The organism is Diplocloster modestus (assembly GCF_019042245.1).
Taxonomy (GTDB): Bacteria; Bacillota; Clostridia; order Lachnospirales; family Lachnospiraceae; genus Diplocloster; species Diplocloster modestus.
Window position 1 is genome coordinate 47,264 of record NZ_JAHQCX010000002.1, and the last position, 12,418, is coordinate 59,681.

At 44.7% G+C, this 12,418-nt stretch carries 9 protein-coding genes; all 9 read right to left on the reverse strand.

Going from position 1 to position 12,418, the window contains the following annotated elements; all coding sequences use genetic code 11:
* Positions 1–241: 241 nt before the first annotated feature.
* The 9 genes from KTH90_RS03055 to KTH90_RS03095 all read right to left on the reverse strand — a co-directional run bounded on the left by KTH90_RS03055 (position 242) and on the right by KTH90_RS03095 (position 12,230).
* Positions 242–2,083 (reverse strand): ABC transporter ATP-binding protein, encoded by a 1,842-nt coding sequence (locus tag KTH90_RS03055; protein WP_158355503.1) that lies wholly within the window; start codon positions 2,081–2,083, stop codon positions 242–244.
* 3 nt (positions 2,084–2,086) lie between these two features.
* A complete protein-coding gene (locus tag KTH90_RS03060) occupies positions 2,087–3,898 on the reverse strand; it encodes an ABC transporter ATP-binding protein (RefSeq protein WP_158355504.1) in 1,812 nt (603 codons plus the stop codon).
* Positions 3,899–4,156: 258 nt separating this feature from the next.
* Positions 4,157–4,777, reverse strand: coding sequence for an HNH endonuclease (locus KTH90_RS03065; RefSeq protein WP_158355505.1), 621 nt, complete (start codon positions 4,775–4,777; stop codon positions 4,157–4,159).
* A 95-nt stretch (positions 4,778–4,872) separates the two neighbouring features.
* Positions 4,873–5,733 carry a hypothetical protein gene (locus KTH90_RS03070; RefSeq protein ID WP_158355506.1) on the reverse strand — a complete coding sequence of 287 codons (861 nt, stop codon included), beginning with the start codon at positions 5,731–5,733 and terminating at the stop codon, positions 4,873–4,875.
* Between the two features lie 168 nt (positions 5,734–5,901).
* A complete protein-coding gene (gene rlmD, locus KTH90_RS03075) occupies positions 5,902–7,272 on the reverse strand; it encodes a 23S rRNA (uracil(1939)-C(5))-methyltransferase RlmD (protein ID WP_158355507.1) in 1,371 nt (456 codons plus the stop codon).
* Between the two features lie 203 nt (positions 7,273–7,475).
* On the reverse strand, positions 7,476–7,721 hold the full coding sequence (locus KTH90_RS03080; protein ID WP_330655818.1) for a hypothetical protein: 246 nt from the start codon (positions 7,719–7,721) through the stop codon (positions 7,476–7,478).
* A gap of 362 nt (positions 7,722–8,083) precedes the next feature.
* The gene (gene pcrA / locus KTH90_RS03085; protein ID WP_238726229.1) at positions 8,084–10,294 is read right to left on the reverse strand and encodes a DNA helicase PcrA; all 2,211 of its coding nucleotides are present in this window, start codon (positions 10,292–10,294) and stop codon (positions 8,084–8,086) included.
* 137 nt (positions 10,295–10,431) lie between these two features.
* Positions 10,432–11,412, reverse strand: coding sequence for an SPFH domain-containing protein (locus KTH90_RS03090; RefSeq protein ID WP_158355509.1), 981 nt, complete (start codon positions 11,410–11,412; stop codon positions 10,432–10,434).
* Positions 11,413–11,540: 128 nt separating this feature from the next.
* Entirely contained in the window at positions 11,541–12,230 is a 690-nt protein-coding gene (locus KTH90_RS03095) for a PspA/IM30 family protein (RefSeq protein WP_158355510.1), read from the reverse strand.
* Between the last annotated feature and the right edge of the window lie 188 nt (positions 12,231–12,418).

Sequence of the window (12,418 nt, forward strand, 5' to 3'; positions counted from 1 at the left end):
TCTGGCAGACTTTTTCTATCGGAGTCGGCTCCTGGACTTCCCCATCCCCGTATAATGTAAAATACCATTTTTCCATTCATCACGATATAGCCCCTTTGTATGATCAGATACAATTACCAGCGAACCTGTCTTCTTCGACCGGCGCATACCTCCCATATTTCCACATTGGAATAATACACGTAATTCTTTATTCGTTAGTTCATCGCCTATTGTTATCTTTGGATTGAACATCTTTCTCTCACTACACCTCCTGTTCTTCTGCATACACCTTCATAGCCGCCTCTTCTTCAAACTGCCTGGAATACAGATCATAATAATATCCCTTTTTATCCAACAATTCCAGATGGGTGCCCCGCTCAATGATTTTTCCATCCTTTACAACCAATATCAGATCTGCCTGGCGAATCGTCGACAAACGGTGTGCAATCACAAAAGAAGTATGTCCTTTCAACAGATGATTCGTGGCATCCTGGATCAGCTTTTCCGTCTGTGTATCGATCGAGGATGTCGCCTCATCCAGAACAAAGATAGCAGGATTGGCCAACACGGCCCGTGCAAATGAAATCAGCTGTTTCTCACCTGTGGACAGCAGGCCTCCGCTCTCGCCCACATCGCTGTCGTACCCCTTCTCCATTTTTCCAACCACCTTGTCCGCGGACACACTCTTCGCCGCCTCTATAATCTCCTCATCCGACGCTTCCAAACGGCCATATCTGATATTCTCCCACACAGTTCCGGAAAACAGATGCGGATTCTGCAGCACATAACCAATCTGGCTGTGAAGCCACAGCTGCGACCGTTCCCGATAATCCACACCATCGATCAATATTCTTCCCATCGTCGGTTCAAAGAACCTGCCTACCAAATTTACAAGGGTAGACTTCCCGGCCCCCGTCTCACCGACAATCGCCACATTCATCCCGGAGGGCACATGAAGGTTAAAATGTTCCAATACATATTCCTTACCGTCCGGATACATGAAGGAAACATCCTCAAACACGATATCCCCCCGGATCTTTTCCCAATTGTCCCGATTCGGCGCAAAGGTATCTCCATACTTCAAAAGCACATCGGGCCGGTCCACTACATTCGGCTCCTGTTCCAGCAGATCCGCCACCCGCTCAATATTCGCCTGACAGGATATCAGATCTGCCAGTAGTCTGGCCAGCTGCTGGATCGGTTCAAATATAACAACCGCATAAGAGATAAATACAGATAAAGTTCCAAGTTTAATGAGATTATCACGCACCATATAACCGCCCTTTGCCAGCACCACCGCCGAAGCCACAGAACTAAAAAATAAAATGGCCGGAATATAGACCGCGTTCAGCTTCGCTGAACGAATTGATGCATGGCGCATATCCGATGTCTTTTCAACAAAGCGTTTCTCATTGTCCTTTTCTATAACCATACTCTTTGACGTCTTCACTCCGGTAATACCCTCATTGTAAGCGCTGGTAATCTGGGAATTAATCCGTCTTACTTTCCTGTTCCATTTTAGAATCCGATTCTGGAAATACACCGTCAGCAGGGCGATACACGGAACAATCATGATAATAATAAGCGCTAGTCTCGCATTCAGAATAAACATAATTCCAAACACGCTGACAACATAGATCAGAGCCCAGAACATATCCACAAGCCCCCATGCGATCATTCCCGCGATCCTCAGAGTGTCACTCATCACACGGGCATGTATATATCCCACCGGTGTTGTATTATAATAGGAAAATGATAACGTCTGTAAATGCTGGAACTGTGCCCTCTTCAAATCTTTTCCCACATTCATCTCTATGATCGTCGCCGCACGCACAGACACATACACACAGATCGTCTGCGCTGCGATAACCAAAATGTAAACCAGCGCAAATATTCCAAGCCCATCCATACGATCCGGTATAATGAAATGATCAATGGCAAAGCTTTGGAACAGCGGCACAAGGATATCCACTCCCGCAAGCAGAATATTCAGTCCCAGTGTAATAGCAAAAAACCGTTTATATGGTTTAAAAAACGGAGACAATTTCATCCAGATCCGGAAGCTGAAAGGATTGTTATATTCTTGTTCTTCATATGCTGCCATCTGTCATCCCTCCATCTTCTTTCTGTCATCGCGGCTCATCTGTATTTCATAAATTTTTCGGTAGATTCCATTCCTTTGTATCAGCTCCCCATGGGTCCCGCATTCTTCTATTTTCCCCTGATGCAGCACCATGATCTCATCTGCCCCCATCAAAGATGTCACTCTGTGGGATATCAGGATAACCGTTGCCTCCTTCATATTTTCTTTCAGTGCCCGGCGGATGTTATAATCCGTCTGGGAATCTACTGCCGATAAAGAATCGTCAAATACCATAATCGGCGCTTTCTGAAGCAGCATTCTGGCAATGGCAATCCGCTGCTTCTGCCCTCCTGATAAAGTAACTCCCCGTTCCCCCACAAGTGTCTCATAGCCGTCCGGAAAACTCATAATGGCCTCGTCAATACACGCAATCTGTGCCGCATACCGGATCTCATCCATCGATGCATCCGGTACGGAAGCCGCTATATTTTCCCTGATCGTCCTGGAGTACAAAAACGGCTCCTGTAATACCATACCAATATTTCTCCTAAGCTCCTCAATCGGAATATCTTTGATTTCTCTTCCGCCAATAGAAATACTGCCCTTGTTATCCTTAAGCTCATACAGCCTGGAGAGGAGCTGGATTACCGTAGACTTTCCGCTTCCCGTTCCGCCTAAAATTCCAAATGTCCTGCCTTCGGGAACCGTGAATGAGATATCCTGGAGTACATCCTTTCCCTCCTCATATGCAAAGGATACATGATGAAAGGAAATATCATACGCAGGTACCTCATATGTCGATGCGTCAAATGCCTCATTATTTTTTACACTTTCTTTCCCATACTCTTCTTCCTGAGAGCGAATGATGTAATCCACACGCTCAAAAGAGACGCCCGCTTTGCTCATATCCGAAAGGATACGCCCAAGGCCTCGGATCGGCCACACAAGCGTAGAATTGTAAGCGGCAAATGCGATAAATTCACCAACGGATATAAACCCGTTTACCGCCTCCACCACTCCGAAAATAATAACCGCGACCACTTGCAATCCCGTGATCAGGTCCCCAATCCCCCAATAAACTCCAGATAACGTTCCAAGGCGGATCCATAGCTTTGCGAAGGCATTATTCTTCTCGTCAAACCGCTCCATTTCAAACTGCTCCCTGCCGAACGCCCGCACTACACGCACCCCTGTGGCATTCTCCTGCACAACCGTGGATAGTTCTCCCTCCGCTTCATCAGCAGTAGTGAAGCGTTTTGCGATCAATTTATAGAATACGGTCGAATATACGATTACAATCGGTACAAACAGCAGAACGACGCAAGATAGTTTTACATTCATGGAAAACATCATGACAAAAGATGTGATCACAAGGAATGCGGTACGGAACACCTCCAGAAGCTGTGTGACTACAAAGCCACGGATCACTTCCACATCGGAAGTACAGCGCTGAATAATATCTCCGGTCTGGTTCCTGTCATGCCACTTCATCGGAAGTTTTTGTGCATGAGTAAATAATGTATCTCTTAGATTTTTAGCAAAATTCTCCCCTGCGATTGCTGTATTGGTACGGCTGACATAGGTGAATATGCCGGAAGCTACCGCTACTGTCACAATCGTCATTGCCAATATCCAGAGGTTATCTGACAAATAGCTTCCCTCGTTACCACTTAACACTTCATCAATACTGAAGCGGAAAATCTGCGGTGTCAGTGCATTTAATACGGTTGATATCAGCGATGCGGCTACAGCCACTGCAAAATAGGCTTTCGAGCCGTGTAGGAATCTTAATATTAAGTGTAGTTTTCTATATTTTGTCGTCGTTATTATCTTCATACTTTTAGTCTCTAGCCGGTGCAAACCGATCCGCTTACATTCTCCTTTTTTGTTGATTATCTCTTTCGGTTTATATATCCGTTTTATTTGTAAGCTCTTTTCGTTTGTATACCCATCTTATTTGTTCTTTCTTGTGCCCGCATGCCCTTGTACAGCGTTACAACCTATAGCTTATCCATCTCAACTTCCTTAAAAATACAGTTCCATATCACGCAAAATCCAAAATCCGGCTTACCCCATTACGTAAATCAAGTACAACTAATGCTTACCTATTTCTTTCGATATATCCTTTAATATTACACTTAATAGAGCCATCATTTTTGATGATATTGAGACAAAAGAACCATGTACTGAACAATTTTTAATAATACGATGCCTTAAATTCATCTGTTTATCATAATCAATACTAGAAAAATAATCTATTACTATTTGAATATCTATGTTTTTCATTTTACACGCACGTTCAAGTTCTTTATACATTATTGTTATATAATTTTCATTTTTTCTTTTATAATAAACCCATGCAAAAAAATCAGTAATTTCTCTTGTATCTGGAGACTCAGCATGACAAGTAGGACATAACAAAAACAGGTTATTAACTGTTTCAGGGCCGCCTAATGATTTTGCAAGTATATGAGCTTTTTGTAAAGATTTCTCATTATTCCAATCCTTTTCTAAGTCATCAAGCTCACTAATTTTCTCATCACTAATTATCCATGATGGCAAACCACAGGCCCAGCAACAGATATCATCTGAAAATTCTATTACCGGAAAAGCTTCCTCTTTCTCTTTACAATCAGCATAATTCTTAACTTCAAATATATTAGTAATAGCCTTGTCTTTCCAAAAGCTATATATATCAAATTTATTAATCGCCATATTATCATCCTCTCATATTGTTAATCTTAAATAATATAGAAACCACTTTCCCCCTCTTATAAATGTTTGAACTTCTTTAATAAACTATCAGTAAATTATGGAAGTATATTAAATAAATTATCACTATCAAAAAAGACTTTCTGATGTTCCAAATATTCATACATATAGTCCGCTTTCATCAAATATTTAATTATCGCTCTTTCGTTTTCTGATATCTTTTTACCCAACCTCTTTCTTAATAAAATATAATCATAAATTATATTTGCAGTGTATATTACAGATGTTTCAACAGCAATAATAGCCAACATTACAAAATCTATATAACTCGAAAATATGTCCGATTTGTTTAAGGAGTTATTGCTTAGTCCTATATAAAAACTATGTATACTATTTGATAATAAATTATAGATCCCAGATTCTATACTACTATCTAAAATTTTCATTTCAGGCTTTTTAATAAACTGCTTGCCAGATAGCATTAAACTTCTTTCATCATTATTTGCATTTAAATATAAATTGCTACTTTTTATTTCATTTCTTATATTCTCAACATCAATTAGACGCCTTCTAAAACTCGTTAACGAAAAATTTAATTTACCAAATATGTTTTTAATATTCTTATCATAATTAAGAAATTGTAAATTGTATCGAAATTTCACTTCTTCCTCAGAAATTCCCCTCTCTGAAACATAAAAATATATGTTTGCAGAATCTATTATATTTCTAGCCGCTGATGCAACTAATGCAATGTCTAAGTCTGCATAATTTCCTTTATCTAAACTAAGTAATTTTAAAATACTACCACAGTGAAGAAGCACTTTTTCAACTACTTTCTCTGCTTGCGCTGCTCTTATAGTTGTTGCCCTTTCATTTCCATCAATAAGACTAATCTTCTTCCCAATATCATACAACTCCTGCAACGTTCCTAATCGTATCTTATACTTATTGTCCGCCAAAATTCCCCTCCACATTCAATAATAAAATTCTCTATCTGATTAGTAATTATTATTTTGCCAAAATGTTCATTTCCTTTACCCCACCCCAGTAACCGGAAACATATCTCACACCCATCACCCACAAAAGCACACCTACATATCCACCTGAAATCCCCGGAACCCTTTGATTTACTGCCCTTTCCACTTCAGCAATACAACCGTCTCAACATGCACCGTCCCAGGAAACATATCCACCCCTCCAGCCTTCACCACCCGATATCCTCTCTCCTGCAGCACCACCAAATCCCTCACTAAACTACTAGGCTTACAAGAAATATACACCAGCCTCTCCACCCCAAAATCAATAATCTTCTCCAACGCCTTCGGATGAATCCCCTCTCTGGGCGGATCCAGCACAATCAGATCCGGCCTCTCCGCGATCTCATCCACGACCTTCAGCACATCCCCAGCAATAAATTCACAATTCTCAAGCCCATTCAGCCTGGCATTCACCTTAGCCGCCTCAACAGCCTCCTCAACGATCTCCACGCCAATCACCTTCTTCGCCACCGGCGCCATCATCTGAGCGATCGTCCCCGTGCCGCTATACAGATCAAAGATCACTTTATCCTTCGTCTCCCCAACATACTCTCTGGCTTTCTCATACAGCACCTCAGCCCCCAGCGAGTTTGTCTGGAAAAACGAAAACGGTGATATCTTAAACTTCATCCCCAGCAGCTCTTCATAAAAATAATCCTTACCATAGAGTACTTGCGTCCCATCATCCCGGATCACATCCGCCACACTCTCATTCACCGTATGCAGTATCCCGGCGATCCTGCCCTTCAGCTCCCCACCCCGTTCGATCTTCAGCAATCCTTCCTTCCACTTCCCGATCCCAGCCACATCCCCCGCAGCCGTAACCAGATCTATCAGAATCTCTCCGGTTTTAACCCCTTTTCTCACCAGCAGATGCCGCAAGCATCCACTGTGACTCATTTTATGATAAAACTGTGTACCTTCCTCCCGGAACACCTCCAGACTCCACCTTAAGATCTTCCGGAAATCCTCATCCACAATCCGGCATCCATCCACCGTCACGATATCATAGAAACTCCCCCTTCTATGCATCCCCAGTGCCAGCGGGCCATCCTTCACCTCATCGCCAAATGAGAACTCCATCTTATTCCGATAACCGAACTGCTTCGGGCTTCCTAAAATCCCCTCAAACTCATAATCCTCGCAGACCCCATCCAGAAGTTCCTTCACTTGTCCCTCTTTTATCTTCAGCTGCTCCTCATAGGGAAGCGTCTGATAATTACATCCACCGCACACCCCATAATGCCCGCATGCCGCATCTGTCTCCATCGGGGAACGCTTCAGCACTTCCAGAAGCCTCCCCTCACATTTCCCTTTTCTGATTTTATTCACAGAGAACCGAACGGTTTGACCGGAAATCGCATTTTTCACAACAGCCCATTCCCCATCCGATATTACAATCCCTTTATTCGGAAACATTATTTTTTCTACTACGCCTTCACAAATCTGTCCCTTTTTCATTCAGACCTCCAACAGTGCTTTTATCATACCCTTTTAATTTATAGATTCTCTATTTTATAATTCAAAGATTTCTCCATTTTAAATTGCGATATTTCCCTACTTTATATTTCGCTGCTATCCTATGTAACTCTCGCGCTCATTCTCATCTCCGACAAACAAAAAGGCTGCTTTTAAAGGCAGCCTTTCAAACTCGCTTCTGTACTTTATTCCCCTGCCGGCTCGTCATCTTCGTCATCGAAGAAATCGTCATCCAGGTCATCATCGAAATCATCTTCAAAGTCTTCCAGATAATCGGGAGTGAAGAAACGGTAAACTGCGTATGCGATCGCCGCAACTGCTGCTATCGCTCCGATAATCGCCAGTACCCAAAGCACCGTATTTTTGCTCTTATCTTCTTCCTTCTTGTGTAACAGCTCGTTTAATTTCGTTGTAGCTAATAAGTCTTCCATTTTGTTTTTTCCGCACATGCCTACACACGTCCTTTCCTTTTTATTGTTCCTTTTTGGAACATAATAGATCCGTTTGGAAACAAAATTTCCGAAAAGTCTGCTTCCTTCCGGTATCCTTATACGGCAATATCCATCTACTCATCGGGTTTATTATACCACGAGTTTTCCGTTTTTACTATAGTTTTATACCTTTATTTAACATTACTGTAAACCTTTGCTTAATCCAAGCTAGCCTGTGAACAGAAATGTCCTTACCACAAACCCTATCACTGAGTATATATATCGTGATAACAGCATAGAATACCTTTTCATGCAATAACAGTTACACACCCGTTCTTAAGGTCCTGAAATAGTATACCCAATTAAACCTTCTTTAATTTAGCAAACGAAGCAAACATCTTTTTCCGCCCCGCGCTTTCAAAGTCCACGGTAACCTCATAATCCTTGCCGCCCTCGACGATAGCCGCCACCACCCCGCATCCAAACTTGATATGCTGCACCGTATCACCAATGCTATAATCCAGCCCCTCCGATTTTTTAACCGTGAACTGCCGGGGTTCGAATGCCTTAGATTTGAACGCCGTTTTCGCCGCGGCATAAGCCGCATTCTTCTGCGCCTCCTTGACCTTATCCGCTTTATATCCGGCCGTTTCCATCAGTAACGACGGCACTTCCTTAATAAACCTGGAAACCGGATTATACTGTACCTCGCCCCGCACCATTCTCTGCCTGGCACACGTCAGATACAGCGTCTTCATAGCCCGGGTCATTCCCACATAGCAGAGCCTGCGCTCCTCCTCGATCTCCTTCTCCGGATCATCCGAATGAAGGGACATATAACTGGGGAACAGCCCTTCCTCCATGCCGGTCAGATACACATTGGGAAATTCAAGCCCCTTCGCGCTATGTAAAGTCATCAGCACCACATAATTGCTGCCTTCCTCCAGACTGTCAATATCCGCCACCAGCGCCACTTCCTCCAGAAATCCGCTGAGCGTAGGTGACTCCGCACTTTCCTCATAGGAAACCACCTTATTGACCAGCTCCTCGATATTCTCGATCCGCCCCTGGGCCTCTTCCGTATCCTCCGCTACCAGATCCCGGACATAACCGGTCTCATCGATAATCTCCTTCAACAATTCCGCCACGGACAAAAACGGCACTTTACTGCGAAGCGTCTGAATAAATAATACAAACGGCTTCACCTTCAAAGCGCTTCGGCTGAGCGCCGGAATCTCCTCCGCCTGCCTGAGCGCATCGTAAAAACTCAATTCATGTTCATCCGCGTAATCCTGGATACGCCCCAGCGTAGTCGCGCCGATCCCACGCTTCGGGACATTGATAATCCGCCGCACCGCCAGATCATCCAGCGCATTATCGATCGTCTTCAGATAAGCCAGCAGATCCTTGATTTCCTTTCTGGCATAGAAGTTCACGCCGCCCACCAGCTTATAGGGAATCCCGGCAAATACCAGCTTCTCCTCAAACACACGGGACTGGGCGTTCGTCCGGTACAGCACAGCACAGTCACTGTACTCTCCTTCACCCTCCCGCACCTTGGAAGCGATATCACCCACCACGAACTCCGCTTCCTCGAAGCTGGTCTGGAACTGATGAAAGAGAATAGGCGTGCCTTCCTCATTTTCTGTCCATAGGGTTTTCGCTTTTCGGCTCGCATTATTCCGGATCACTTCATTGGCCGCGTTTAATATATTCTGCGTGGAGCGGTAATTCTGCTCCAGCTTGATCACCTTCGTATCGGCGAACGCTTTTTCAAAATTCAGAATATTTTCTATATTCGCGCCCCGGAATTTATAGATGGACTGATCGTCATCACCGACTACACACAGATTGTGATACTTCCGGGCCAGCAGATGGATCAGTTGGAACTGTGCCCCGTTGGTATCCTGATATTCATCCACCATCAGATACCGGAACCGCTCATGATAGTAGTCCAGCACATCCGGACAAGTCTGAAACAACTCTACCGTCTTCATAATCAGGTCGTCAAAATCCAGCGCATTGTTGCTTTGAAGCTGTCTCTGGTATTCTTTATAAGCCTCCGCGATCTTCTTCTTTCCAAAATCACCCAGCACATTCAGCTCGAATTCCATCGGATTGATCAGCTCATTTTTCGCTGACGAAATAGCGGCCAGCAGGGAACGTTCTTTGTAAATCTTCGTATCAATATTTAACTTCCTGCATACTTCCTTCATCAGACTCTTCTGGTCATCAGAATCATAGATGGTAAAACTGGTACCGTATCCGATCCGGTCTATATAACGGCGCAGGATACGCACACACAGGGAATGGAAGGTGCTCACCCAGACACTGTCCGCGCCGAATCCTACCAGATTATCCACCCGCTCCCTCATCTCGCCTGCAGCCTTATTGGTAAAAGTAATCGCCAGGATATTCCAGGGATTGACGTGCTGTTCCTCGATCAGATATGCGATCCGATGGGTTAGAACCCTCGTCTTCCCCGAACCCGCTCCGGCCAGGATAAGAAGCGGCCCTTCCGTATGGAATACCGCTTCCCTTTGCTGCTCATTTAATGTATCATAAATACTCATATCGTACCGCCTGTCGTTTTCATTTTTTCTTATGGTTAGCCCACCCATGTGATCATGCCACCCATGGCTTCATTTATTATCCTATGTCCAAAATCTATTGGATTTTTTTTAATCCACCGATTTCCATATGTATTAAATCAAATCAGCTTTTGCCCACAATTCGGACAGAAATTCGCGCCGTTCGTCTTCGTTCCGCAGTTCGGACAGAAATTCGGAGCCGCGCTGTTTCCTGGCTGGCCAGAATTGCCCTGCTGTCCGGAAACGTTCTGTCCCATCATCTGCCCCATCTGGTTCACCATCTGCTGCCCCATCATCATCCCCATCTGCAGCCCGACCATATCGGAAGCCGGATTTCCTCCGCTTTTCCCATTCGCCATGGCATCCACCATGCCCATCTGGGTATAGCGGTTCATATCGCCGACCATACTCTGGGACGCAGCCTTCTCGGCCATTTTCTGGACTTGCTCCGGATAAGAGAAGCTGGAAATAGCAAACCCGGTGATGCCGATCCCGATTTTCTGCATTTCCATATCCAGATCCTCACATATCCCCCTTGAAATATCAAACGCGTTGGCCTGGAGATTGAACATATCCTTGCCTTCCCGCACGATCCACTTCATCAGCACCTGATCCAGCATGGAGGTCACCCGTTCTTTGACCTCGTCAATCGTAAACAGAACCTTCACTCCGGCGATCTTCTCGATCAACACCAGCGCGTCCGCCACCTTGCAGTTAAAAGTGCCAAAAGCTCTGATCGGCATTCCACCGGGCAATCCTGGAGCCGGGATATTGATCGCGTTCTTCGTGCCCCATTTTACGGTAATCTCTTTCGTGTTGATAAATAAAACCTCGGCCCGCATACCGCTGTTGAATCCAAAACGGAAGCCCTTCAGCGTGGACAGGAACGGAACGATCTGGGTCTCCACATCAAAGCTGCCCTCGTCCTCGAATACGCCCTCCACTTTTCCATTGAACATGAAAATGGCATCCTGTCCCTGACGGATAATGAGCTTACTGCCCTTCTTGATCTCGTCGTTTTTCCATTTCCAAAACAGGACGTCGTCCCGGTATTCTTCCCATTCTACTACATTTGATAACTGATTGCTAAATAATCCCATCCGTTCATCCTCCCAGTGAATTTTGAAAAGGATGTCCCGTACAGACATCCTTTCGTGTGTAATGAAACTCCCGGTCTTCCCGTACTCTGCGTCTCACAACTATACATCTCATTAGCTGCGGATTTTATTTATAACCCAAGCTTTGCCTTCAGTGCCGCCATCTCATCGTCAACCGCCGGGTCTGATGAGGAAGGGTTGTCATATTTGCTCATAAGATCGTCAATGTCGTTGTCCGCGGAACTCTCATTTAATTCTGCCATCGCATTGGCTTCGTCCAGCATCCTGTTCGCTTTCGCTTCCATCCTCCCGAACGCGGATAACGTGTCGGAAGCCTTATTGGCACTGGCACCCAGTTCATTTAATTTCTGCTGCGTTTTGGCCACTTTCATTTTAGCCTTGATCGCGTCTCTTCTTGCATTCAGATCATTGATGTCAGTGACCAGCTTGTCATGCATATTTCGCATCTTCGCCGCGTTGTCAGCCGCCATCCGGTAACTCAGCTCCAACGTGTTCTGTTTTTCTGTCAGGGCTGCCTTCTTGGCCAGGAAAGTCCTGGCGTCATTCTCGTTGCCGGCCATCAGGGCTTTTTCCGCGTAGTTGTGCATCTTGTCTGCTTCGGCTTTGCATTCATTCAGCTCTCTGCCGGCGCGCTTCTCCTCCGCCATCACTGCGGCGGTCTCCGCTTTCACCTTGCCCAGATCGCTCTCTGCCTCCCGCAGATACTGATCGATCATCTTCTCCGGATCCTCTGCTTTATCTAATAACGCATTGATATTCGCAGACATAATGTCTCCGAATCGTTTTAAAATTCCTGCCATTTGATTATCCTCCTTATGCTGTGTGTAAGAATTACATTTCCTCAATTATAATACAAAACCCTCCACATGTCACGGTTTTAAAACAAAAAATAGTGGCACCCCAGAATACCCCGCTGACTATTTCTCATGCATCGCACGTAAGCGGCTAAAAAACAGCCGCTAAGTGCTCATAGCTATAATAAATAGTA